Source organism: Ellagibacter sp., from assembly GCF_048412355.1.
In the GTDB taxonomy this organism is placed as follows: domain Bacteria; phylum Actinomycetota; class Coriobacteriia; order Coriobacteriales; family Eggerthellaceae; genus Ellagibacter.
Map to the genome: position 1 here is coordinate 1 of NZ_DBFSAP010000054.1, position 25,193 is coordinate 25,193.

Annotated in this window: 15 protein-coding genes and 1 pseudogene; 13 read left to right on the forward strand and 3 right to left on the reverse strand. The window is 55.6% G+C overall.

Annotation, left to right across the window (positions count from 1 at the left end; genetic code table 11):
* Window positions 1–465 precede the first annotated feature (465 nt).
* Genes ACMRQN_RS08955 through ACMRQN_RS08970 form a run of 4 tightly spaced genes read left to right on the forward strand, consistent with a single transcriptional unit; the run spans window position 466 to window position 8,332 of the window.
* A complete protein-coding gene (locus ACMRQN_RS08955; RefSeq protein WP_418734699.1) occupies window positions 466–2,376 on the forward strand; it encodes an ankyrin repeat domain-containing protein in 1,911 nt (636 codons plus the stop codon).
* A 10-nt stretch (window positions 2,377–2,386) separates the two neighbouring features.
* Window positions 2,387–2,956, forward strand: a complete 570-nt coding sequence (locus ACMRQN_RS08960) for a hypothetical protein (RefSeq protein WP_418734700.1) — start codon at window positions 2,387–2,389, stop codon at window positions 2,954–2,956.
* Between the two features lie 7 nt (window positions 2,957–2,963).
* Window positions 2,964–6,770, forward strand: coding sequence for a RecQ family ATP-dependent DNA helicase (locus ACMRQN_RS08965; RefSeq protein WP_418734701.1), 3,807 nt, complete (start codon window positions 2,964–2,966; stop codon window positions 6,768–6,770).
* Between the two features lie 38 nt (window positions 6,771–6,808).
* The gene (locus ACMRQN_RS08970) at window positions 6,809–8,332 is read left to right on the forward strand and encodes an ankyrin repeat domain-containing protein (protein WP_418734702.1); all 1,524 of its coding nucleotides are present in this window, start codon (window positions 6,809–6,811) and stop codon (window positions 8,330–8,332) included.
* A 98-nt stretch (window positions 8,333–8,430) separates the two neighbouring features.
* Here the strand turns inward: ACMRQN_RS08970 and fusA are convergent, their stop codons facing one another.
* Entirely contained in the window at window positions 8,431–10,503 is a 2,073-nt protein-coding gene (fusA, locus tag ACMRQN_RS08975) for an elongation factor G (RefSeq protein ID WP_418734703.1), read from the reverse strand.
* Between the two features lie 311 nt (window positions 10,504–10,814).
* Window positions 10,815–11,663 carry a ModD protein gene (gene modD / locus ACMRQN_RS08980; protein WP_418734704.1) on the reverse strand — a complete coding sequence of 283 codons (849 nt, stop codon included), beginning with the start codon at window positions 11,661–11,663 and terminating at the stop codon, window positions 10,815–10,817.
* A gap of 397 nt (window positions 11,664–12,060) precedes the next feature.
* Between modD and ACMRQN_RS08985 the strand changes: the two genes are divergently transcribed.
* The 9 genes from ACMRQN_RS08985 to ACMRQN_RS09025 all read left to right on the forward strand — a co-directional run bounded on the left by ACMRQN_RS08985 (window position 12,061) and on the right by ACMRQN_RS09025 (window position 24,763).
* Window positions 12,061–15,114 (forward strand): TOTE conflict system archaeo-eukaryotic primase domain-containing protein, encoded by a 3,054-nt coding sequence (locus ACMRQN_RS08985; protein ID WP_418734705.1) that lies wholly within the window; start codon window positions 12,061–12,063, stop codon window positions 15,112–15,114.
* A 425-nt stretch (window positions 15,115–15,539) separates the two neighbouring features.
* The gene (locus ACMRQN_RS08990) at window positions 15,540–15,857 is read left to right on the forward strand and encodes a helix-turn-helix domain-containing protein (RefSeq protein ID WP_417048704.1); all 318 of its coding nucleotides are present in this window, start codon (window positions 15,540–15,542) and stop codon (window positions 15,855–15,857) included.
* Window positions 15,858–16,020: 163 nt separating this feature from the next.
* Complete coding sequence (locus tag ACMRQN_RS08995) at window positions 16,021–16,446, forward strand: HipA domain-containing protein (RefSeq protein ID WP_418734714.1); 426 nt, start codon at window positions 16,021–16,023, stop codon at window positions 16,444–16,446.
* A 78-nt stretch (window positions 16,447–16,524) separates the two neighbouring features.
* Window positions 16,525–16,998: a hypothetical protein gene (locus ACMRQN_RS09000; protein WP_418734706.1), complete on the forward strand. Its 474-nt coding sequence runs from the start codon at window positions 16,525–16,527 to the stop codon at window positions 16,996–16,998.
* Between the two features lie 356 nt (window positions 16,999–17,354).
* Window positions 17,355–17,561 (forward strand): hypothetical protein, encoded by a 207-nt coding sequence (locus ACMRQN_RS09005; protein ID WP_417056918.1) that lies wholly within the window; start codon window positions 17,355–17,357, stop codon window positions 17,559–17,561.
* 1 nt (window position 17,562) lies between these two features.
* Window positions 17,563–19,416, forward strand: coding sequence for a type I restriction-modification system subunit M (locus tag ACMRQN_RS09010; protein ID WP_418734707.1), 1,854 nt, complete (start codon window positions 17,563–17,565; stop codon window positions 19,414–19,416).
* Window positions 19,413–20,621: a restriction endonuclease subunit S gene (locus ACMRQN_RS09015; RefSeq protein WP_418734708.1), complete on the forward strand. Its 1,209-nt coding sequence runs from the start codon at window positions 19,413–19,415 to the stop codon at window positions 20,619–20,621. The genes ACMRQN_RS09010 and ACMRQN_RS09015 overlap by 4 nt, the downstream gene beginning before the upstream one ends.
* Window positions 20,622–20,623: 2 nt before the next feature.
* Complete coding sequence (locus ACMRQN_RS09020) at window positions 20,624–21,619, forward strand: PDDEXK nuclease domain-containing protein (protein ID WP_417299522.1); 996 nt, start codon at window positions 20,624–20,626, stop codon at window positions 21,617–21,619.
* Window positions 21,620–21,628: 9 nt separating this feature from the next.
* On the forward strand, window positions 21,629–24,763 hold the full coding sequence (locus tag ACMRQN_RS09025) for a type I restriction endonuclease subunit R (protein WP_418734709.1): 3,135 nt from the start codon (window positions 21,629–21,631) through the stop codon (window positions 24,761–24,763).
* A 177-nt stretch (window positions 24,764–24,940) separates the two neighbouring features.
* Here the strand turns inward: ACMRQN_RS09025 and ACMRQN_RS09030 are convergent.
* Window positions 24,941–25,174 (reverse strand): annotated as a pseudogene (locus ACMRQN_RS09030) (FAD-dependent oxidoreductase); the annotation flags it as partial.
* Window positions 25,175–25,193: the final 19 nt, after the last annotated feature.

Genomic DNA, 25,193 nt, shown 5'->3' on the forward strand with positions numbered 1-25,193 from the left:
TGGGCGATGAGGTCCAACGCGCGCTTCCGCGCCAGGTCGTGCTAGAATGCGGTCATCCGCAGCGCCGACGGCGCCCCGATCCCCGTCGCACCGGCAAGGCTTCCGGTCGGCTTTTCCCGCAAAACTTAACTCGCACCTCGCATATAGAAAAATGGAAGAATGCGTGGAAAATGTGCTAGATTAAATCAAGGACAATCAAGCAAAGAGAGGAATCATCATGACCCCCCCCCAAGAGATAGCAAGCGTTCTAATCCTATACTAGCCTTTTCCTCATTCCTCAAATCTTACGTCTCGAATGATAGTGGGGCTGATTCGGAAAAACCCACAGCCACATCTAGCTCAAACTCAAGCACAACCGCTGGCAACACCGAACTAAACCGCAAGCTACTTTCCGCATGCAACGACCCCGATACGTCCATTCAAGATGTCAAGCAACTTCTAAAACAGGGCGCCAACGCAAACGCTATGCTGGATGGATTGTCCCCATTTCTCGCATGCTGTCGCACTTCACTCGCGAACATCCGCAACAGCGCTTTCTATTCCTCCCTTGAAATAGCGCGTGCTCTCGTCAAATCAGGAGCAGATGCCAACTGCGCCAACGATAACGGGGTCAACGCATTCGGACTCATGCTCAACTACAACATCGTATACGGAGACGAAGAGGACGACCAAACGCTTCTTATTTTTACGAACAAGCCGACAAAGCGGCCACCCGAATGGGTATTCGATAAACTTGCAGACTATACGAATTTTCTTGCCGAAGTGGGGTTTGATTTCGACAAGACCTGCGAGAAAAATTGCGGCATCACACCTCTAGAGGCAGCAACCCAAATCTCGCCCAAAATAACAGAGTCGATATTGGATATCGGAGCAGATCCCAATTGCGCCGGCATCGGGGGGCACACTCCCCTCATCGATTGCGCAAACGTCACCTGCCCCGCAATTCAACCTATCGTTCCCCCAACTCTCCGATCAAGGCAAGCAGCGCTCTTAGGAGCAAAACTGCTCATCGACCATGGTGCCGATGTCAATTTGCCTTCCGCCACTCATTGGACTCCCCTTCAAATCGCATGCATCGATGGTTTTTTAGGGATGGCCAAGCTCCTTGTCGAAAATGGTGCAGATATTAATAAAGCCGGTGCCACAGCCGATATGATCGACTCTATGGAATCATTTTCGGCTCAAATGCTTCCGCCTCTCCATCTTGCGCTTTTTGAAGATGTCACACCTCACTCAGACGAAGCAAAAAGATGGGTGGAAAGGCGCCAGCAAGCAAAATCTGCGATAGCTGAATTACTTATAAAGAATGGGGCGGATGTGCAAGCATTTGCTCCCGATGGATTTGCACCTTTGCACAGAGCAGCTCAGAACGGTTATTCGGATGTTTGCGCTTTGCTGTTAGACCACGGCGCACAAGTCAATGCCATCACAAAAGACGCTCGATTTCGCACCTTTGCAGGATACAACTGTACTGCACTCTTCTTTGCAGCGTGCAACAATGACTGCAGAACAGCCGAAATACTGCTCAATCACAATGCTGACCAGAGTATCGTGACAAACGATGAGAGCTTCCCTCTTTATGCCGCGTCTCAAATGGGATATTGCGAGATGGCAAAGCTCCTTCTCGAAAGCGGCGCCGACCCAAACAAATGCGATTCGAACGGGTTTTCCCCTCTTCTTGTTGCTACTGGTAATCACGGAAATGATAGTCGTATCGTACAGCTTCTGAAACAATACGGCGCAGTTGAAAGCGACAGAACCGCAGCAGTAGAGCAGGGATTTGAATACCATAGGGATGTTTCATCCGTTAATCTCAGCTCCGAAAAAGTCGAAATCAGCTATCAAAACCCCAATGGAACGACAGCCATCAGCGATGACGCCATGACGCCCCATCTTGCCTTCTTTCTTTTGCTTGCTCAAAATGAGGCTGCGGAGGCAATTGAGGAATTCCTCAACGTAAGTGGAGAATCTGCTGATGCCAGCTTCGAAACATTTGAAAGAGGAGGCTCAAGCGCGCTTTACTTAGCATGCATCGCAAACCGCATCGACCTCGTCAGGCTATTAATTCGCAGAGGCGCAGATGTCAATAAGCCCAGGCGAAACGGAACAACCCCTCTCTTTTGCGCAGCCTGTGAAGGGTATGAAGCTATTGCAAAAGAGCTTATCGCCGCAGGAGCATATGTTAATCACCAAGCGCACGATGGAAGAACTCCACTCGTATCCGCCTCATCGAACAATCGAATCAAACTGGCAAAACTGCTTATCGCCAACGGAGCATTCGTCTCCAAAAGAAGCATAGCGGCGGCGGCAACAGATGAAATGCACGAAATGCTTATACAAGCTTATCTGCGAGATTACTACGATCACGACGAATAGGAGCACATCTATGATCGACGAAATCGATAAGCAACTCGAAGAAATGGAAGATGAGCTGGCAAGGCTAGCGAATGCCCTTGAAGTCATCAATAACTCCAAGCAGGCAACCGAGAAAGCAGCCGCTACGCTGAACTCTGTCCAAGAAAGTTATTCGAAAGCCAGCAAAAGCGCTGCACAAGCTCTGCAAGATTGCAGTGAACAGCTTTCCTCATCAAGCAGCCAACTTCTTAGTAAGATTGACCCGCTAGTAAGCGAGATTAAGAACTCAGAGCTTGGAAAATGCAACGATAATATCCAAAAGCTCGAAGAAATAGTTGAGAAAGAGGTAATGCCTCGAATCAGAAAACTCGCCACAAACGAACAGCTCAAAGCATCAGAATCATCATGTCGAGAGGCTCTCCAAGCCATAGAGAAAAAGATCGAAGAAGCTCATTCATCTCAGCGAGACGCCCTTCAAGCCGCCATGCAAAACCTGGAAGCGGAGCAAGCACGACTCGAACGTATTGAGAAGATAGCCATAGCGGCAGTCGGCGTTGGAGGGGTTTCATTCATAGCCTCACTCATCGGGATCTTCCTGTGAGGGAATCATGAGCATCAAACAACTTCAGGCAGGATACGTCCTCGACAGCGTTCGAGAACGACTCCACAAAGAACGTCTCGTCGAAGACGACAGTCTCGACAGGCTCTTTCGAAGTCTTTGCTATTTCGATATCGAAATGGAAAGCTCCGAGCAACCCTCGATCGTCAGATCGATTCCTGACGTAATAAATGTAGCCGACAATCTCATATCGCGGGGCTTGCCCACAAGGCCATCTCTTCTCATTGAGGATCATTATGCCGATTTGCTCAAATCGCATGGATTCGAGGTTTCGATCGACCCCGAGGCAAAGCGAATCGGATCGCTTCTCTATAATCTCACATGCGATTCCCGTTTTGCTGAAAAGATGATTCGAGCTCTTCACGTCATCGATTCAGGGATTTCCGCAGCTGACATTTTTCATGCAATAGAACAAGCAGAACCAGCACCATATGATAGCGCCGAAGAAAAGCAGTTTCATCAAAAGGGACTCAAGCAAGCCCTTCCAGCATGGTGGACCCAGCTTGTCGAAAGGCAGCGGTCCCTCACTTCAATCATTGAGAACTGCAGTCATGGCACCTTGAGTCAAAGCGACAATTCTTTCATTGACCAACGCGTCGACTTCTCCATCGAATTCCCTTACCCCTTCGAAGAGCTAAACGGCATTGTCTTCGAAATAGACGGGAGCCAGCATCAAGAAAGGAAAAATGCATATCTCGACAAGAAACGAGATCAGGCATTGCGGCGAAACGGTGTGAGTGTCTTCCGCATTCCCGCAAGCGAATCTGGAAATCCAGGCAAATACCTCGACGAAGCATTTTTCAACCATCTAGCCAAAAGCCCCTACCTAAAAGCCCTTGCTCAAAACTACGAGAACCCGCTAGCGGAAGACCCCGACGGAGAATTAGCTCTCAACGCAATCTTAGGACCCTTCCTGTGCGCCCGAATCCAAAAGGCAATCCTCCATCTGATAAAAGAAGGGTTGCTCCCCCTTTCGTCACCAAGTTGGAGAATTGCAATCGTTGAGCATGATATCGATTGCGCAGAGCTTGCAATGAAGGACTTGGGGCATCTCCTTGAAGCTCTTGGAGCGCTTTCAGGTTCCGCCAGCTTTTTACCCTCCATTGAATTGCTCGTCACGCGCACAAATGACGCCGTGGACGCAGCACTCGAATACGATGCCCTTATAGATTGCGCCATTTTGGAACGCTCTTTCATAACGAACGTCAGAAACGACATCAAAGCAAAAACTCGGGTCAGAATACGCTCAGCAAATTCGATTCGCTCCACTAGAATTTTTTCAACGGCTCCCAATATCACCTATCAACCTCTCGGGTTCACAGAGCGCGATAATGAAGGGGAAGAGATTTTCGAGCAGAATCCCGAAATGACTAAGCTCCTTAGAAGCCTCCTCCGAAACATCTTCCGTAAAGACAATTTCAGGCCAGGACAGATTGAGATAATCAACCGCGCACTGCAGAATCAATCGGTCATTGGGCTGCTACCGACCGGATCAGGCAAATCGCTAACGTATCAATTGACAGCACTTCTGCAACCTGGCGTAGCTGCAGTCATAGACCCGCTAAAGTCTCTTATGGTCGACCAATGCAATGGCCTGCGGAAAAACGGGATCGATTGCATCGCATACATCAATTCATCCCTGAGCGCCGCCGAACGAAATGAGGTAACGAATAGAATCCGCAACGGGCAGATTATGTTTGCCTTCATCTCCCCCGAAAGGCTCCAGGTTAAAGATTTTCGCGACGAACTGTTCTCGATGACGGAAGAATACGGCAAATCGTTTAGTTACTGCGTAGTAGACGAAGCTCATTGCGTTTCCGAGTGGGGACATGACTTCCGCACTTCATACTTGCGACTCGGCGACAATGCGCGAAGATTCTGCAAAAGCAAAGGACGAGACGAGATAACCTTCATGGCCCTAACGGCAACAGCATCATACGACGTACTCGCAGATATTCAACGCGAACTTGGCATAGAGGACGAAAGCGCCATTATTCGACTGGCCGATTTATCCCGAAAAGAACTTTCCTTTGAAGTGCGCGAAGTGAAAGTGCCCGATACGCATGGATCAGTTTTTGAGGTACGACAAGCTGTCGGCAATGCGAAAAGCAGGGTTTTAGAGGCTGAGCTTATGGAACATAGCCCGTCTTCCAACCCAACCATAGTGTTCTGCCCCCATAAAAGTGGAGCGTTTGGAGCCAATAGCATCCAGCCAAATATCCCCGACTGCATTATCGGGCACTACAGCGGAACGAGCGGAAGCAAGGACTCCCGAGAGCACGAGCTGAGAAACGCTGCCGCACAAGAAGGCTTCATCAACAACAAAATCGATCTTCTCCTTGCAACGAAAGCGTTCGGGATGGGGATCGACAAGCCGAATATCCGCCACGTTATCCACCTCAACTACCCCAGTTCTATCGAAGGCTATTATCAAGAGGCTGGACGCGCAGGACGAGACAAACGAGATGCGCTTTGCACGATCCTTTACTGCAATCAAAAATTCCCTGCACTTGGCGATCAAACCTGCGACAGCTCATTAATGCGCAGTTTCTATTTCAACAGCTTCAAAGGGCCAGATTTCGAGAAGACGCAGCTTTACGAACTTTTGAACGAAATCGTCTACCCGCGATCGTCGATTCATGCGCCTCAAAAGACAAGTAACGGCATCGAAAAGGTTCTCTCAAGAATCGGCTTCGGCGAGCAAACCACTATCAGCATTCCCTTCGAGAACGATGCAATCGTTGAAATCGCTTCAATTTTCGCAAGCAGCGGAATATCTTTGGACATTGCAGATGTTAAAGAGCAAGCCGGCTTCTGCTACTCCCTTGATGAGTTTTCCCAAAAGTTAGAGAAACTTGCCAAGAGGAAAGTCGGGGGCAATCGCCACATCGATTACGCTCGTCCGCTCAAAGAAATCGAGAGAAAGCGCATGCTCCATCGCATACGAGATGACCAGAGCACCTTCAAAGCGGTGTATCGCCTGTCGCTAATCGGAGCCATAGACGACTATCACGTCGACTACAAAGCGAGGCTCATCGTTGCAGCAATCACACGACATGAAGACAACTACTATCAGAATCACCTGAAAACCTATTTGTCGAAATATTATGCAGCCGAAAAAGTCGAATCGATTATCGCCACACTCCCCAAGCGAAAGGGAAAGAGCTTTCTTCAGAAATGCCTCAATGCCTTAGTTGAGTTTGTCTACCAAGAAATCGCCGAACAGCGTAAAGAGGCAATATCAGCCATGGAAGAAGCCTGCAAAATCGGCTTAAGCTCAGGCGGAGAGCATTTCGAAGAGTTCGTCATGCTTTACATGAACTCCCGTTACGCAAGGCGAGAATATCTCCCTCGCGATACGGACAACGGCCTCTATGAAAGCTTCGATATAGTCGAAAAATACGTGAAACTCATCCATGAAGAACAGGGCGGAGAAATCAACAATCTCAAGCATTTGCGAGGAGCCACGACGTTTCTTTTGGCTCAACGCCCTGATAACTACGTGTTTCTGTTGCTCAAAGCTTTATCGACGCTTATTTTGGAAAAGAACAACCCCGAGTTAATAGAAGGGGCACTTGGGGAGTATCTGAAGGGAATGCGCAAAATGGCACAGGAAAGCGCATTGAGCGCCAAGGGCGTACGTCCTGCCGCCGTCCGATTCAGGGAATTCGTTGCCTCTTTCGATAGCGAGGCCGCCGTGCCGCTATCGAAGGCCGAAGCCCCTGTTATTCACAGTGTTCACTTGGAGTGGCTCAAGCACTTCAACGAAGAGATGCTCGGCATAGAGAGCAAGTAGGAAATCCAGGCCGCAAACCATTACGCGAAAGGTATGTCATGGGATTATTTTCAAAGTTGTTCGGATCTTCGAGCAGTAAGTCCAAAGACGACAGACAATTACGAGTAATTATCGAAAAGCTGAGGGATGAAGACAGCGACATTTCCCACATTGCAGAAACCATACCTGCGTCAATATCCAGCAGCGGCCAACAGCTAGCAGCCGAAGCTTTTTCAGCCTGCATACAACGCGAAGATCGCCTGTCAATATCCTCGTTATTAAGCTGTATCGGAAGAGATTCTCCTGTGTGGCAGTGCAACACGGACGATGTCAGAAGCATTGCAGAGCAACTGCTGTCATCGGGGCTAATGCCAAATACCGAACACAACAATGAGCCGCTTATTTACACTGCGATAGGCGGTAACGGTTCTTCAGGTGAATACTACACAGAGCTTCTAATTAGATATGGAGCCCACTTAAATGTAGAAAACAGAGACGGCTATTCCCCCTTAGGGGCGCACTTGAAAAGCCATAACGACGGCTTATACCATTTTGAAGCTTACATAGAACATGGAGCACACCTTAACGCTAAAGACTTATCTGATTTCGTAATTTATGAATCGATTTTTCAAGGTGGTCTTTACGACATAGCAAAGACAATTCCTAAAGAGACGCTAAAACAATTTATCAGTAAGAGCGATGGGGGGACTGGGCTAACCCTCCTTGACCTTGCGGCAGGAGGCATTCAAATAGGCGCGAGTCAAGGACTCCAGACAATATTTAAAGAACAATATCTGAGTAACGACGGGTACCCTTCTGTTATTAAATTATTGCTCGACTGCGGAGCCGACCCTCTGCAGAAAACAGACGGTGAGCTCGATGCCATACGCATCGCCTTAAAATACGGACATCATGACGTGTACAACATCCTTAACGAGTATTCTTCGAGCAACTCGGCGTGCCCATCTCGCAGTATTGACGAGCCGTTGGATGGCATGGGTACCGCATTATTTAACGCTTGTCTTTCCGGTAATGCGGCGGAAGTAAAATTTCTGCTTGAAGCAGGAGCCGACCCAAACGCGAGAAGCTTCGTAGACTACCCTGAAAACGATTTGTTCAAACCCGGCATCCCTCAAGAAATAGGGGCTCGTCTGTTCCAAGATTTAGCATTTAGCCATATGAACCCCCGTTATTTTCACCATATGGAATACGGAATCACGAATCTTTACTACCCAGCCATGAACGGCAGTGCTGATATCGTGCATATGTTGTTAGAATCAGGCGCCGACCCGAATGGAATTTGCTACAACGGCCTCTTTCCGTTATACACCGCTGCAGAAAACGGTAATCTAACTGTTGTCGAAGAATTAATTTCGCATGGAGCAGAAATAAATAAAACGACGCCAAGAGGATGCACATCCATTTTGAATGCTGCCGAAGAAGGAAAAATCGATGTCATACAGTACCTATTGGACAATGGCGCCGATCCCTATATTCAAGACGAAGCGGGGCGAACCGCAATAGACGCAGCAATAGCTGCAAGGCAAACACTAGCCGCCCAGATTATGATGGACTATCGCTAATTAGCACAGGGGCATTCAAAAGCTGGGGGGCGGCTTCGCGCTTGCCGCCCCCCAGCAGCTTGACCCCTTTTTCTCGCTACTTTCCCATAACCTAGATCCTAAATCCCTGCCGCCCTTGCCTCTTGGTAGGCTGCCACGAGCTTCTTCGTGACGTCGGCAGGCGCCTGCTCGTAGCCGTTGAGCTGGATGTTGTACGAGCCCGAGCCGCGCGTGATCGAGCGCAAGTCCTTCGTGTACTTCACGACCTCGGCGTAGGGCACGCGCACGATGATCACCGTCTCGCCCTCGTCGTTGGAATCGGTGCCGACGATGCGGCCGCGGCGCGTGGAGATGTCGCCCATGACCGGACCCGCATAGTCCTCGCCCACCGTGATCTCCATGTCGGCCATCGGCTCGAGCAGCACGGGATCGGCCTGGTCACATGCAGCGCGGAAGCCGATGCGCGCGGCGGTCTTGAACGCCATCTCGTTGGAGTCGACGGAATGATAGCTGCCGTCGAACACGGCGACCTTGATGTCGACCATCGGGTAACCAGCGAGCACGCCTTCCTTCATGGTCTCCTGCACGCCCTTGTCGACCGCGGGAATGAGGCCACCGGGGATAGCGCCGCCCTTGATCTCGTCGACGAACTCGTAGCCCGCCCCTGGGTTCGGGGAGATGCGCAGCCAGCAGTCGCCGAACTGCCCGGCACCACCCGTCTGCTTCTTGTGACGGCCCTCCGCCTCGGCGGTCTTGCGGATGGTCTCGCGATACGGGATGCGCACCGGCACGAGGCGAACATCGACGCCCGTCTGCTCCTTGCAGCGGGAAATGAGCATGTCAACCTGCGTGTCGCCCATCGCGGTGAGCACGGTCTGGTGCGTTTCCTCGTTGCGCTGGATGTGGATCGACGGGTCGTTTTCCGCCGCGCGGGCAAGAAACGTCCCGAGCTTGTCCTCTTCCTTCTTGTTGACGGCCTCGATCGCGACCGGGTACTGCGGCACCGGCAGCGGCAAGGGGTCGACGGCGATCTCGCCGGTAAGGGAAATCGTGTCGCCCGTGCGAGTCTCGGCAAGCTTCGGCACAACGATGATGTCGCCCGCCTTCGCGCTCTTCACGTCAGTGGCTTCCTTGCCCATCATGACATAGAGATGGCCCAGACGCTCCTTCTTGCCCGTGCGCGCGTTGATGAGCTCCATGCCGGGCTCGAGCACGCCCGAGAGCACCTTAAGGAAGCTCAAGCGGCCCACGAACGGGTCAGAGAGCGTCTTGAAGGCGAAGGCCGCGGGGCGGTTCGTCTCGTCGATGGGGATGGAGGTGCCGTCGGCCATCTGGAAGCGACCGTGGCTCCTCGGATGCGGGAAGTAGGTGCAGATGTCTTCCATAAGCCCCTGAATACCCTGCTTGATGATGGTGGAGCCCACGAACACGGGAATGAACAGCTCCTGCGCGATGGCCTTGTCGAGCAGCGACTCGAGCTCGTCTTGTGTGAGCTGCTCCTCGCCTTCGAGATACTTCATCATGAGCTCGTCGTCGGCTTCGGCCACAAGATCGCACAGCTTGTCGCGAGCAGCCTGCGCAGCGTCGGCGAACTCGGCGGGAATGGGCTCGATGCGCTCGGAGTCGTCGCCCTCGCCGAAGTAGCGGGCTTCCATGCGGATGATGTCGATGACGCCCTTGAAGTCAGCGTCTTGTCCAATGGGGATGGTGACCGGGCCCAGACGCGAGCCAAAGCGCGCATGAAGCGTGGCCATGGCCATGTCGAAGTCGGCGTGCTCGCGATCGATATGATTGATGAACACGGCTCGTGAAAGGCGCATTCCCTCGGCCTCGCGCCACAGCTTGGTGGTCATGACCTGTGGGCCCGCAACGGCGTCGACCACGAAAAGCGCCATTTCAGCAGCTTGCAGGGTGGATAGCGTGTCGCAGATGAAGTCGGGATGGCCCGAAGTGTCGAGCACGTTGATCTTATAGTCTTTGTACGGGATGGGGGCGATCGAGGTGCCGATCGTGAACTTGCGCTTGATTTCCTCGGCGTCGTAATCGAGATAGGACTTGCCGTCGTGCGTCGTACCCATGCGCGGGGTCTTGCCGGAGACGTAGAGCATCGCCTCAGCGAGCGAAGTCTTCCCCGCGCCGTCTTGACCCACCAGGACGACATTGCGCACGTGCTCAGTGGCAGGAGCTGCCATTTTGACCACCAACCTTTCGTTGCGTGGCCGCGCCCGAAAGAGCATCTTTGAGGCACAACCACTTTTAGTCTTGCACACACAAAGAACCGCTTGGTCAAGCCGACTTCGGCTTGCGTTGTAACCAGTGTAACGTACTTTCGGCATTTTTCGGCCGCTTGCCCCAAGATTTGCCCCGCACTTTGGAAAGCACTTGCATTTTATGGGGAAATGCGCGCTACACGCCCCCGCGCGTTGCCATGAGAGGAAGAAGGGGGGAAGGGCGGGGTCGAGTGATTTGTCCCACTTGGGTCCCTGCCCCGCTTTGCGTGCGACTATTCTACTCGCTTCATGCGGACGCTCATGTCGATGGGCTTGGCGGTGAAGGGCGCTGTGGTGGCCAGGCCGTCAACGCCCGTCGAGGCGTACGCCGCGGCATTCTGCAGGTTGATGCCGCCCGCCGCGATGAGCGCGAGATGAGGGTCGATCGCGCGCAGCTCGGGCACAATCGCGGCCAGATCGTCCACCGGCAGCTTGTCGAGCTGGATGCCGTCAACGCCCGCTTCCGCGAGACGGCGCGCCTCGTCGGGTCCCGCCTCCACGAAGAGCTTCTTCTCCACGCAGCGGCCACGGAGGGCGGGAAGCGCCTCCAAGAACGCCTCGAAGCCGCCCATAAAAGTGATGTGGTGGCCGAACACGAGCACGGTCTCGGACGCGCCCAGACGGTGTGGGAAGGCGCCGCCGCAAGTGACCGCCTTCGTGAGCAGGTCTTTCACGCCTGGCATGCTCTTGCGCGTAGTGAGCACCTCGCATGCAGGGTTTGCGCTGTGCGCCGCGTCCACGATCGCGCGCGTCTTGGTCGCTACGCCCGACAGGTGGTCGCACAGGTTGAGCGACACCTTCCACGCCATATGCAGCGCCGCCGCCGTGCCCTCCGCGCGAAGGAACGGCTCCCCCGCAGCGAGGCGTTCCCCCGAACGACGCGACCAGATGACGCGCGCACCCGTCTTCCCGAGCACGCGGGCGGCCTCCTCCACACCGGCGAGCACGCAGTCTTCGCGCGTGAAGTACTCGATTTCCCCCGGTTCCTCGCCGATGCCAAGGACTTCGGTCGTAAGATCGATATAGGGCATGTCTTCGAGAATGAACTGGTCGATTCGGCCATCGGGAATAAACACGTTCATGAGGATCCTTTCCATTTGCCGTTGCGGCGCGCAAGTAGCAACCCATCGATTCGGCTGTCACGCCGAGCAGAGAGGTCGGAGGGATGGGCCAGATCGTCCGACCCCCGTCCCGTTTTTTTCTTTGGCTCCAAGCCTAGGCTTCGCTGCCCACGCCTTCAACCTAGCGTTTCGATGGGAAATACCCCACAAACGCCGTAATTTGAAAAACGCCGCAATCTGAAAAACTCGAACTACCTCGCGCGCAGGTTCGTCGGCTTCGCCCGTATCGGCGAAGTCGAGCTTGTCGTGCCACGCCGCGTTCGCCTGCGCAGCACCGCCGAGGCGCGCCCCGTGGTATCATTCCCCCGACAACGCCTTCATCCAAAGTCAATGACCAGGCAAAACGGAAGGCAAGGCCATGAAGCAGCCGTTCCCGAAGTACGCGTTTTTCAACAATGAGCTCTATGTCTCGATCAAGGCGATTGAGCCTGTCCCGACGACCGGCCGCGACGCCGTAATCGTTTGCAGGCGCGCAAGCGGCAACGCCGCCGAAGCCGAGGAGCGCTACGTCGAACAGCGGCTCTGGCTCGAAGCCGCCTCCGCGGTCAACGAAGCCGCGAGGTCGCGCGGCCTCGTCACATCGCAAAGCCCGGCGCACGAGAAGATTGCGCTGTTCAGGTCACTCTTCAAAGGAAGGCCCGACGTCCATGCGCACGGATTCCGCAGGAAAGACGGCGGCATCGGCTACGTCCCCGCCTGCGAAAACGAATGGAAGCGCGGGGTGTGCCCTCGCGTCGAGAACGCGCATACGAAGTGCTCCCTTTGCGAGAAGCAGGCGTTCGCGCCCTTGACGGACTCCGCGATTATCAGCCATTTCAAGGGCCTGGACGACCGGTTCCGCGACGTTTTCGGCCTTTACGTGCTCAACGAGGACTCGACCACGTCGCTTCTCGTCATGGACTTCGACGAGGGCGAGTGGCGAGACGCCGCGCGCGCCGTCAGAGAGGCAGCGAAGTCGCATGGCCTGCAGGCGAGCGTAGAGCGGTCGCGCTCGGGCAACGGCTGCCACATCTGGTTCTTCTTCGAGAGTCCCGTAAGCGCGAAGCTCGCGCGCGACTTCGGCAGCGCGCTCATCTCGGAGGCGATGGCGCATGCGAAATCGGTCGGATTCGATGCTTACGACCGCATGTTCCCCGCTCAAACGACCATTCCCGAAGGAGGGTTCGGGAACCTGATCGCCGCGCCCTTCCAGGGTCGGGCGCAGCGCCGCGGCAACAGCGTCTTCGTCGACGAGCAGCTTCGCTCCTACCCCGACCAATGGCTCTTCCTGTCGAAGGTCGGCAAATTGAGCGAGGAAGCGGCCCGCGCGGTCGTCGACTCGCATGCGGGAGCGCCTCTCGGGAGCCTCCAGGACGAGCACGGCGTCCCTTGGAAGGGGCGCGCCGAGAAGCCACTTTCGCGCGAGAGCTTCACGGGGCCTCTCGACATCGTCGAGTCCGACATGATCTACGTTCCCGAGTCGGCCCTTTCCGCCGAAGCCGCGAACGCGGTCAAGCGGGCCGCGGCGTTCGCGAACCCCGATTTCTTCCGCGCGCAAGCCATGCACCAGTCGGTTTACGGGAAGCAGCGCGTGATATGCCTCGGCGAGGAGCGCGAAGGGTTCATCGCTCTTCCGCGCGGCTGCAAGCGCAGGCTCCTGAAGATTCTAAGCGACGCCGGCGCAAGCTTTCGACTGCACGACGAAAGGTACGCGGGTCCCGCCATATCCGCCCAGTTCAAAGGACTGCTTCGGCCGGAACAGGAAAAGGCCGCCGAGCGGATGCTCGAACACGACGACGGAATCCTATCGGCGCCCACCGGGTTCGGCAAAACCGTGATCGGGGCGTACCTCATCTCGCGCCTTCGGCTGCCGACGCTCGTCATCGTGCCGCGCTGCGCGCTCGTTTCCCAATGGGCCGAAAAGCTGTCCGAGTTCCTTAGCGTCGAGCACCCGGACGGACCGCTTCTGACCCCTTCCGGAAAGCCGAGCAAGCGAAAGCGCCTCGTCGTAGGGCAAATCGGCGCCGGCAAGAAAAAGATATCGGGGATAATCGACATCGCCACGTCCCAAGCCCTCATCGAGAAGGACCCCGACACGGGCGAGCCGCGCGCGAAGAGAATCGTGAAGAGCTACGGCCTGGTGATCTGTGACGAGTGCCACCACGCCGCAGCCTCGCACCTCGAGATGATCCTGAAGGCGACGCCCGCGCGGCGCATCTTCGGCCTGTCGGCGACGCCGAAGCGCTCCGACGGGCTCGATTGCGCGCTCTACATGCTCTGCGGCCCGATCCGGTGCACCATCGACCCGAAGGAGCAGGCGGCGCAGCAGGGCTTCAAGCGCATCCTGCGCCCCGTGTTAACGAGGATTCGGGTGCCGGACTGCGGCGACGGGGCGTCGTACAACCAGATTCTCGACAAGCTGTGCGCCAACGAGGCGCGAAACCGGCTCATCGCGACCGATGTCGTGGAGGTGGCGAGGCGCGGCGACACCCCTCTCGTGCTCACGAAGCGCAAAGAGCACGCGCGCAGGCTGGCGCGCCTCATCTCGGGCGAAGGCCGTACCGTCCACCTTTTGATCGGGGAAGGGACCGCCACCGCGCGGCGCAAGCTGATTGCGGAGGCAACCCGCGAAGAGGCGGAAGGGCCTTCCATCATCGTCGCGACGGAGGGCTACCTTGGCGAGGGCTTCGACTTCTCGAAGCTCGACGCGCTGTTCCTGACGACGCCCATATCGTGGGACGGCAACGTGACCCAGCAAGCGGGGCGCCTGCATCGGACCCACGAGGGGAAGAGCCAGGTCGCTATCTGGGATTACGTTGATTCGAGCGTCCCCATGTTGGAGCGCATGTACAAAAAGAGACTGAAAACGTACGCGAAGCTCGGATATGAAGTCGAGCTGGCGCAACCGGGACGCGAAGAAGAGCGCGCGGAATTCGTCACGGCCGGCGACGCCGTGCGAATGCTCGCCGAGGACATCCGCGCGGCGTCTTCTTCGGTCGCGATCGTTGCGCCGCGTGCGTCCCGAAAGACCATCGAGCTTTTGGGGGCGTCGCTGTCGGACGCTATCGCAAGGGGCCTGCGCGTTTCGTGCACGCTCGCGGGAAACCCCGCCCCGGAGATTGCCGGTGTGCTCGAGAAGATGGGGGCAACGGTGCATGCTGCCGCCTCGACAGCCCATGCGGGGCTGGCGGTTTTCGACGAGGAAACCGTCTGGTACGGGACGCTTCCCCTGCTCGCGTTTCCCAGGAAAGACGACTGCAGCATCCGCTTCAAAAGCCCGGAAGCCGCCCATGACCTGCTGCAAGAGGCGCGGCTCGACGAACAGGGCCGCCAATCGCCGGGCGAGGGCGACATTCCCGGAGAGGAGATCCCTCGCCGAGGCGGGCGGAAAGCCGCAAGCGGGGGAAGCCAGAGGGATGGCGCTATGAAGTGAAGGCGGGCGAATCGAGGGTCGCGCACGTCGCGAAGAACTGAGGCGGCACCGGGCCGTGCTTGGTTTTCGAAGACAGCCGAGGTTTCTCAACATCTCGCGCCCAACCCGCATCCCACGGGCTCCCAATGCGGTTCCTGGGGACTTCGCCGCAGTTGGTTAAGCCTCGACTTTCGCACCGCATTCTTTATGCGAAGGCTGGAGCTGCATAGCCCGAAATCAGCTCCGCCCACTTTCCCGAATAGTTTTCAGTTGAGCCCAGCGGGCACAATTCGACTTTCCGCGACAAGAGAGCCGAGCATATTCAAGGAGCATCTTCCGCAAAAGTCAGAGACTCCCATCTACTTAAAAGTATTGCCATATACGGCATTACGCTATATATTGCGTAATGCCGTATATGGCAATACTAACACGAAGAGAGGCACAGCATGGGCAAAGTGAGGAGCGCGCAATCCGCCGGAAGCATCGTACGCAGGGTTCGCGAGGAAAAAGGGGTGTCCCGCGCCGAGCTTTCCTCCGAAACCGGTATCGGAACAAGAACGATATATGCCCTTGAGCAGGGAGAAAGCAGGAATTTCGGGCTCGAGAACTACCTTAAGATCCTCGCCGCCCTTGGACTCGATATGTCAGTCGACCTGAAAGGCTCCCCTGCCGCCATCAAGCAACCTGACGATCTGGAAGCGCCCCTTGTTCCCACGTTCGAGCTTGCTGACATTTGGAAACTTGACGGATGCGGTGAAAAATGACGGTCTCATTACGAGGGTGTTCCTCTTTCCGCGTCCATGCCTGTCGGTCTCGAGCGCGGATATCGAATCAAAACTCGCGGCAGTTTGAGACAACGCCGCTGCCGCATGGATCGATGCCGAAGAAACGCAAGGCCGATGGTCCCTTGCTGGCTGCCAGGAAATAATCTTTTTCGATTATCTTATAGGGGCAACGGACGCCCACGCAAAAAATCACTCGCTCCTGTTCGTCGCACCGGATGACATAAGGCTCGCTCCTCTCTACGACGTTGCTTCAATCGCACCATATCGCTCGCTTGCCCCCTCGGCACGAAAGCCACCTCGCACCGCTTTGTCCATAGGCGGCGAGAACAGATTCGGAATGCTAAAGAAGAGGCATGTTGAGAAGATGGCGGCAAGCTGCCGCCTTGAGGAACTAGACATAGGAGCCGATACGCTATGCGAGCAATTCGAGACCATGGCTCGAATGGTTCCCCAAGTACTCGCATCGGTCATCGAGGAAGCTAGACTGCAAAAGGTTTTAGGAATCGACGACATCGCGGAAAGGATGCAAACAGAAATATTGGCGAACTGCGCAAGGTTCCAATCTTGAATTCGAAGCAAAGCCTTCAAAATCCAGCCAATCAAATTCACGTCTAACTTACGCGCTGGCAAAAGCAGTCGCTACTGCTTGAAAAGTGACTTCGATACAGCCCATCCTTTCATGTTGGAGGCCGGTTTGGGTGGCATCGAAGCGCGAGATCTCTGGGTCGACGCCGAGCCGCTGTGCGATGCCGCACAGCTCCAGTCCGCTCGCACGCTCAATCTCGGCCGCGTCGGCAAGCGCCGCGGGAAACCCGAAACGCGACCGTCCCGCAGTAATTCAGCAGGTAATCCCTCAAATCGTCCACGTCGATCCGCGCCATGCCGTTTCCTTCTCGCACGCAACTTTCCAGACTCTTCGCCGCGAGTACGTTTCTTGCGGGCGAACGCGATGTCGTGCCTTAGCGAAGGCGTGCGCATGCTCGCCGCCTACGCCCGCGCCCATCAGGCCTATCTGCGCGGCGACCACGGACGCGCCCTCGGCATCGCAGAGGGCGCGCTTTCCATGACGCGCGAACTGGGAAGACTCTGGAGAATAAGCATGCAATCGTGGAGTATCTGATGACGAACGAACCGTCAAAACCATCAGATATAGCAGATGCAATCGGATTGAAGGTGGCGCGAGCGATCCAGATTCTGCGCGAGATGATAGCAGCCTGGACGGCCCAGGCTGAAGGTCAGGCCAGAAATCGCGAGTACAGACTTTCGGAGTAGATTTCAGAGCAGGTTCGGAGCCGCAGCGCAAATCAAGCCGTTTTTCGCTCTTTTAGGAGTGAAGACCAACAAGAAGCGGGCGGCCGCGCGTTCGCAGCCGCCCGCTTCTTGTCTTGCATTCCCAATCCCTGCAATTTCCATGTCAACCTATCTGTTAGAATACAACTCAATAATTGTATTGCATCATGCAAGCAAGGAGGCACCGTGAGGTACGCAGATCTCATCGATGGAAACGTTACGAAAAGCGAGCTCAAAACCTATCTAGTCGGGGGCGAGAATGTGGCCGTGACGGTTCGCATACCCAAGAACATGCGCGATATAGCCAAACAGGCCGCCGAACTTTCAGGTGTGAGCTTCACCTCGCTTGTGAAGATGAGCCTCATCGAGCACCTTGCGGAAAAGGACAACTAGCATGGCCGACATCAAAAAGATTGAAGACGAACTGTGGGAAGCTGCCGACGAGCTTCGCGCCAATTCAAAGCTCACCAGCCAACAGTACTGCATGCCGGTGCTGGGACTCATTTTCCTGCGCTACGCCTGGGGCCGCTTCAAGCGCGCCGATGCGCAGATAGATGCCGAACGTGCGCTCATCGAAGGTCGCAAGCCGCCTAAGGAGCCACAGGACTACACGGCTAAGGGAGCCATGTTCATTCCAGAAGAGGCTCGCTACGACTACCTGTTGAACCTTCCTGCGCAGGCAGACATCGGCCGTGCCGTGAACGCGGCTATGGATGCCATTGCCCGCCTCAACCCCAACTTGGCGGGCGTTTTACCTAATACTTATACCGAGCTTGGCAACGAGCTTCTGGCAAGCGTTATCCGCATTTTCAACAACCCGGCGCTCGACGAAGAGGGCGACGACATCATCGGGCGCATATACGAGTACTTCCTGGGCAAGTTCGCGCCCGCCGTGGCAAGCGACGACGGCGTGTTCTTCACTCCCAAGTCGCTCGTGCGCATGATCATGAATGTGATCGAGCCTGTGCGCGGCACCATGCTGGACCCAGCCTGCGGCAGCGGTGGCATGTTCGTATCGGCAAGCGACTACGTGCGCGAACAGGGCGGAAACCCTGCGCAGTCCATGATGTTCTACGGGCAAGAGAAAGTGGACTACAACGCCAAGCTGTGCCTTATGAACATGGCGGTTCACGGCATGCAGGGCAACATCAAAAGCGGGGACGAGGCCAACAGCTTCTACCACGACGCGCATGCGCTTGAGGGTGCGTGCGATTACGTGGCCGCAAACCCGCCCTTCAACGTGGATAAGGTAAAGTGGTCGGCCGCGGTAGACGCGGGCCGCTTGCCTTTGGGCGCGCCCAAGGAAAACAAGAAGCACGAGGTGTCCACAAGCGGCGCCAACTACCTGTGGATCAACTACTTCTATTCGTATCTGAACGACCACGGTCGTGCTGGTTTTGTTATGGCAAGCTCCGCAACCGATTCCAATGCTGAGCGCGCCCAACGCCGCGCGCTTGTGGAAGCGAGTGCGGTGGACGTGATGTTGTACGTGGGCAACAACTTCTTCTACACCAAAAGCCTACCGTGCACGCTGTGGTTCTTCGATAAGGACAAGCCACAGGCCATTCGCGACAATGTGCTGTTCATTGACGCGCAGCGCTACCACACCGCGGTAAGCACCACGCTGAACGAGTGGACGCCCTGGCAGCTGAAGAATCTTACCGCTATCGTGTGGCTCTATCGCGGCGAGCAGGAGAAATATCACAAGCTGCTAGGCGCTTACAAGGCTCGCTGCACCGAGCTTGCCGTGCTGTTTGCAGGCGAAGCGGCTAAGAAGCTTTCGAATGTGTGCGGCGTTAAGGATTTCGCAGCTGCGCACGCAGCTATGCTCACGGCTATCGAGGGTCAGAAGGCCAATGCCAAAGCTGAGGTTGAGACATTGCCCAAGCGTCAGCAGAAAAAGCGCCGCGAGGAGCTTGCCGCGGTTGCAGCGCAGCTTGAAGCTGCCGCTACCGAAGTCTGCGAAGCCGTGTGGCTGGTAGAGAAATTCGGTGAAGGCGAGTACGCCGATGTGCCAGGTTTGTGCAAGGTGGCTAGTAAGCGGGATATCCAAGGTGATGCGCCCGCCGATAAGAGCTCGTGGAGCCTGACGCCCGGCGCGTATGTAGGCATCCCGCCCGTGAAGGACGACGGCGTGGATTTCCATGGTCGTATGGGCGAGATTCAGGAGGAGCTCGTTCGCCTGCAGGCCGAAAGCAACGAGCTCATGGCAACCATCACCCGCAACTTCCAGGAGCTAGGGCTATGAGTATCAAACTTAAAGATCTATGCGAGCTTATAGTTGATTGCCCACATTCAACTGAGCCAGACGAAGGTCAGGGCTACCCAATCATTCGAACGCCAAACATCGGACCGGGCTATTTGAATCTTGATGGCGTCCAGCGTGTCGGTGAAGAAGCCTATAAGCGCAGAAACGTCAGGGCTGTTCCTCAATCAGGCGACCTAATTCTTGCGCGTGAAGCGCCTGCTGGTAATGTTGGCATCATTCCCGATGGCGAGAAAGTGTGCTTGGGTCAACGTACAGTTCTCATTCGTCCGGATCGCAGCAAGGCCGATCCAGCCTACCTGAACTATTATCTGAATGCCCCTAAACAGCGGCATAAGCTGCTAAGCAACTCCAACGGCGCAACTGTTTCTCACGTCAACATGCCCATTATTCATAACCTACCCGTAGACTTGCCGCCTCTTCCCGTCCAAAGTCGCAACGCGGGGGTGCTTTCGGCGTACGACAAACTCATCGAGAACAACCGCAGGCAGATAAAGCTGCTGGAAGAGGCAGCTCAGCGCCTGTACAAAGAATGGTTTGTCGACCTGCGCTTCCCCGGCCACGAAACCACCCCCATCCACAACGGCGTACCCGAAGGCTGGGCGAAGGGGTCACTGCTTGATTTGGCGGACGTAGTCCGCGGCTGCTCGTATTCTAGCGATCAGATCGTTGCTGGCAACCGAACCCTCATCAATCTTGGCAACCTGACTCCTTTTGGCGGATTCCGTTTCGGCTATGAAAAGCCGTTCTCGGGCAAAGCGCGCCCTGACCAAACGGTTTGTCAGGGCGACGTTGTCATGGGCCTTACGGAGCAGGCGACGGGCTTGGCGGGCTACGCGGCTCTGTTGCCGTGCGTTCCGACGGATAGTGTCATTTCTGCCGACCTCGTAAAACTCTCTCCTCGTGAGGGAGTGCCAAGATTGTTCGTCTATGCATTGCTGCAATACGGGCGTTTGTCTGCATTGATTTCACCGCTTGCCAATGGTACCAAGATTAAACATTTGAGGCCCGAATCTCTGCCTCGAGCCGTTGCCCTTCTGCCCGCAACGGCGCTCATGAAGCGTTATGCTGAGGTCGTTAAACCCATGTTCGACAAGATAGCCCTTGCTCAACAACAAATCGTCGCTGCTCGCGAGGCGCGCGACCGGCTGCTACCCAAACTCATGTCCGGGGAAATCGAGGTATAGCCATGCTGGTAAACACGAACGACTATAAAGATGCGCTCGAGCGCATTGTCGATATCGTCGAACGAGCGCGAGTTCGTGCGACGCAGAGCGCCAACGCCGAGCTCGTCAGGATGTACTGGAATATCGGTGCCGAGCTCAATGCCCACGCCGAATGGGGCAACAAATACATAGACTCGCTTTCGCGAGACATTAGAACCGCTTTCCCCCAGATAAAAGGCTTCTCGGCTCGCAGCCTCAAATACATGGCAAAGTTCAACCGTGAAGTCGGCATCGAATTGTGCAGCAACTGCTGCACAATTCCGTGGGGTCACGTCATGTTATTGCTCGATAAGACCGAACCGGGAGAGCGACGCGAATGGTACATTGAGCAAACCATAGAGAACGGCTGGTCCCGAGCTGTTCTCGACCACCAAATCGACCTCAAACTCTATGAACGGCAGGTGCTTTCGGGCAAGGTGAGCAATTTCACGCGCACCTTGCCCGCACCCGACAGCGAGCTTGCCCAGCAGGCGCTCAAAGACCCTTACATCTTCAACTTCATCACCGCTAAACAAGGCCAGCAGGAACACGACATCGAAGAGCAGATGGTTACCAACGTGACCAACCTGCTGCTTGAGCTGGGCACAGGCTTTGCGTTCATGGGCCGGCAGTACCACCTAATGGTAGGAGGCGAAGACTTCTACATCGATCTGCTCTTCTATAACACCAAACTGCGTTGTTACGTGGTCATCGAGCTTAAAAACGATAAGTTCAAGCCCGAGTTCACCGGGCAGCTCAGCTTCTACGTTGCTGCAGTGGACGGCGAGCTGGCCGGCGAGCACGACAACCCCACCATCGGGCTCCTCTTATGCAAGGAAAAGAACGACACGGTGGCCGAATACTCGCTTAAGGACGTCAATGCGCCCATCGGGGTAAGCGAGTATAGGCTGGGGGACGTGCTGCCCGAGGAGTACATAAAATACTTGCCCACGCCGGAGGATTTGCAGGCGAGAATCTAGGAGCGCGCCATGGCAAAGAACCGATACTCAGAGGAAGAAGCCGTGCAGAAGCCCGCAGGCGAGCTTTTGGCGAGCATGGGATGGGAAGTTCATTACTGCTTCGACGAGGAAGAGCTGGGGTGTGCGGGCACGCTCGGGCGCGAGAGCTACCGCGACGTGCTGCTCAAACGCGACCTTGAATATGCCCTGCTCGAACTTAACGAGTGGATGGACGAAGCCGATGCTGCTGAGGCGATCAAAACGCTTTCTCAAGCGTTCGTAGGCGATTCCCTGTTGCAGACCAACGAGGCCAAGTACAAAATGCTGCGCGACGGCATTCCCGTAAGGAAACTCGATGCGAACGGCGCACCACGCACTGAACTCGCCCAAGTATTCGACTTCGATCACCCAAAAATGAACCGCTTCGTAGCTGCTGAGGAGCTGTGGGTACACGGCCCTTTGCATCGCCGCCGGTGCGACCTGGTTGGGTTTGTGAATGGCATCCCTTTGGTATTCGTGGAATTCAAGCGCCACGACAAGGACATTCGCAGCGCCTACAACGACAACTACACCGACTACCAGGACACCGTGCCGCAGATATTCCACTTCAACGCATTCGTTATCCTCTCTAACGGCCTGAGGTCACGCGTTGGCACACTGGGCAGCCCTTATGAGTTCTTCAACGAATGGAAGCGCCTGAGCGAAGAAGATGCTGGCAGCGTAAGCCTGGAAACCATGCTGCGCGGAATGTGCGACCGTGAAGCATTGTTAGACCTGTTCCAAAACTTCATTCTGTTCGACCATTTCGACACGCCAGCAGCGAAGATCATGGCGCGCAACCACCAGTATCTAGGCGTGAACGAAGCGCTTGAGGCATACAAGAACCGCAAGCTCAACGATGGAAAGCTGGGCGTTTTTTGGCATACGCAAGGATCGGGCAAAAGCTATTCCATGGTTTTTCTCGCCGAAAAAATCAGGCGCACGCAGCCCGGGTCACCCACCTTCCTGATACTGACCGATCGCGAAGAGCTGAACAAGCAGATCAGCGAGACGTTTGAGAGTTGCGGGTGCCTGGCAGGGATACCCGCAGCACGCTGCCGCGCGACAAGCGGGGTTGATCTTGCGGACAAGCTTAAGGGCAATCCGTCATATATCTTCTCGCTTATTCAAAAGTTCAACCAGACGGAAACTAATCCCATTATTCCGGACCACGATATCGTGGTCTTCTCGGACGAAGCTCATCGTTCGAACAATGGCATTTTTGCCGAAAACATGGCTCGCTTGCTGCCTACCGCCTCGAAAATGGGCTTCACCGGAACGCCACTGCTGTCCGACGATCAGCTTACGGCCCGCACGTTCGGCGGGTACGTGTCGGTGTACGATTTCGGTCGCGCCGTGGCGGATGGAGCGACGGTGCCCTTGTTCTACGAAAATCGCTCCGGTCGTCTTTCAATTGAGAACCCCGAAATCAACGACGAGCTCTTGCAGGCCGTCGAGGACGCCGACCTTGACCCCGATCAAGTGGACAAGGTAAAGGGCCAGCTCTCGCATGGCGTCCATATCATGATGTCCGAACCGCGCCTGTGCGCTATCGCACGCGACTTCGTGGCGCATTACACTGGCATTTGGGAAAGCGGCAAGGCTATGTTCATCTGCGTAAACAAGGTCACCTGCGTGATGATGTACAACTACGTGCAAGAGGAATGGGCGCGCGCCATCGCCCGTGAAAAGGACAAGCTCAAGAGCATGGGCCAACAGGAAGCCCTTGAACAACAACGCAAGATTGCCTGGATGGAATCCACCGAGATGGCCGTGGTGATAAGCCAGGAACAAAACGAGGTCGCTCGTTTTCGCGCGTGGGGCTTAGACATCGAGCCGCATCGGCGCAAAATGGAGGAACGCAACCTCGACGACGAATTCAAGGATGCAGACAACCCCTTCCGCATCGTGTTCGTCTGCGCCATGTGGCTTACCGGCTTCGATGTGAAGCCCCTTTCAGTAATGTACTTCGACAAGCCCCTGAAGGCGCATAATCTCATGCAAGCCATAGCTCGCGCGAACCGCGTCGCCAAGGGGAAGAGCAACGGGCTTATCGTAGACTACGTGGGCGTGGTAAAGGCACTGCGCCAAGCTCTGGCCGACTATACGCGCAATCCAGATGGCGGTGGCGACCCTGAAGACGTAGTAATCGACAAAGACGAGCTTATCAACCACATCAGGGAGCTAACGGAACAGATAGTTTCCTTCATGAACGAGCGGGGCTTCGACCTGGAAACGTTGCTCGCAGCCTGCGGTTTCGGGAAGCTCGATGCCATTAAAGACGCTGCCGATGCGATGAGCGCCACCGACGAGGTCAAAAAGCGCTTCGGCATCATGTGCCGCATGCTCTTCAAGCTCTATCGTTTCGTGACGAGAACGGAGGTCGGCGAAGATTTAGCCTGTCGGCGCGATGCGGTACGGGCAGTGTACAACCAGATAAATCAGCGACGCGCAACGGCCGATACCACCGCGCTCATGCGGCAGGTGCGCGACATCGTAAGCGATCATATCGAGATAGGCGAAACTACCGAGCAAGCAAAGGAGGGCACCCGCTTCGACATAAGCGGCATAGACTTCGACCGCTTAGGGCAGGAATTCGCACGGGCAAAGCAAAAGCACCTGATTATAAGCGACCTTCGCAGCGTTATAGAAGAGCGGCTTGAGCTGGCGCTTGCGGACAACCCGTTGCGCATCGACTTCTATAAGCGTTACGAGGAAATCATTAGCGCCTACAACAAAGAGCAAGACAAGGCGCTTATCGAGAAAACGTTCAACGACCTGATGAAGCTTTCAGAGGATTTGGACGAAAAGCAGCGCGAATGGGTACGCGAGGGCTTCCAAAACCAGCAACAAATGACCGTGTTCGAAATGCTGTTCAAAGACACGCTCACCCCATCTGAAATTCGCAAGGTCAAGAACGTGTGCATCGAAATGGTGGAGGCAATCGAGAAACGCCTGAGCGAGATGGTCCACTGGACCGAAAAAGAAGAGACCTGCAGCCAGGTATGGACCATCGTGCGAGACGAAGCATATAAATTACCCGAGTCAAGTTATCCCGACGATGTACTGAGCGGCTGTATTAAGCAAATCTACGACTACTTCTATTCCCGTGATTTGGCGGCATAGCCAACAAGCGTGGCATATGTAAAAAGCGGGCGGCCGCACGTTCACAGCCGCCCGCAACGCGCGCGCCAGACTGGAGTCATTAACGAGAAGAGCTCCCCGAGGGGAGCTCTTCAAGTCTTCGGCCAGCACGATGTGCGGGGTCTCCTCGTCGACCTCGTACTTGTTGACGGACAGAGTCTCGTCGACGTTGACCGTGTCGAGGGCCTCGACGGCCGCCTTGGCCGCCATCTGGCCGGACGCCACGGCGAAGTCCATGCCGCGCACCTGGTAGCCCATGTTCATGCACAGCCCCGCGGTCTCGCCTGCGAGTAGGCAGCCGTCGAAGACGTACTTCGGAATCATGTCGTAGCCGCCCTCGGGGACCATGTGGCCGGAGTGCTCGACCATCTTGGCGCCGCGGATGAGAGGGGCGCTCCCGCTTTGTGAGCCG

Bases quoted from the DNA above. Each gene is read 5' to 3' on its own strand.
- ACMRQN_RS08955 (WP_418734699.1), top strand. From the start codon at position 466: ATGCTGGATGGATTGTCCCCATTTCTCGCATGCTGTCGCACTTCACTC.
- ACMRQN_RS08960 (WP_418734700.1), top strand. From the start codon at position 2,387: ATGATCGACGAAATCGATAAGCAACTCGAAGAAATGGAAGATGAGCTG.
- ACMRQN_RS08965 (WP_418734701.1), top strand. From the start codon at position 2,964: ATGAGCATCAAACAACTTCAGGCAGGATACGTCCTCGACAGCGTTCGA.
- ACMRQN_RS08970 (WP_418734702.1), top strand. From the start codon at position 6,809: ATGGGATTATTTTCAAAGTTGTTCGGATCTTCGAGCAGTAAGTCCAAA.
- fusA (WP_418734703.1), bottom strand. From the start codon at position 10,503: ATGGCAGCTCCTGCCACTGAGCACGTGCGCAATGTCGTCCTGGTGGGT.
- modD (WP_418734704.1), bottom strand. From the start codon at position 11,663: ATGAACGTGTTTATTCCCGATGGCCGAATCGACCAGTTCATTCTCGAA.
- ACMRQN_RS08985 (WP_418734705.1), top strand. From the start codon at position 12,061: ATGAAGCAGCCGTTCCCGAAGTACGCGTTTTTCAACAATGAGCTCTAT.
- ACMRQN_RS08990 (WP_417048704.1), top strand. From the start codon at position 15,540: ATGGGCAAAGTGAGGAGCGCGCAATCCGCCGGAAGCATCGTACGCAGG.
- ACMRQN_RS09010 (WP_418734707.1), top strand. From the start codon at position 17,563: ATGGCCGACATCAAAAAGATTGAAGACGAACTGTGGGAAGCTGCCGAC.
- ACMRQN_RS09015 (WP_418734708.1), top strand. From the start codon at position 19,413: ATGAGTATCAAACTTAAAGATCTATGCGAGCTTATAGTTGATTGCCCA.
- ACMRQN_RS09020 (WP_417299522.1), top strand. From the start codon at position 20,624: ATGCTGGTAAACACGAACGACTATAAAGATGCGCTCGAGCGCATTGTC.
- ACMRQN_RS09025 (WP_418734709.1), top strand. From the start codon at position 21,629: ATGGCAAAGAACCGATACTCAGAGGAAGAAGCCGTGCAGAAGCCCGCA.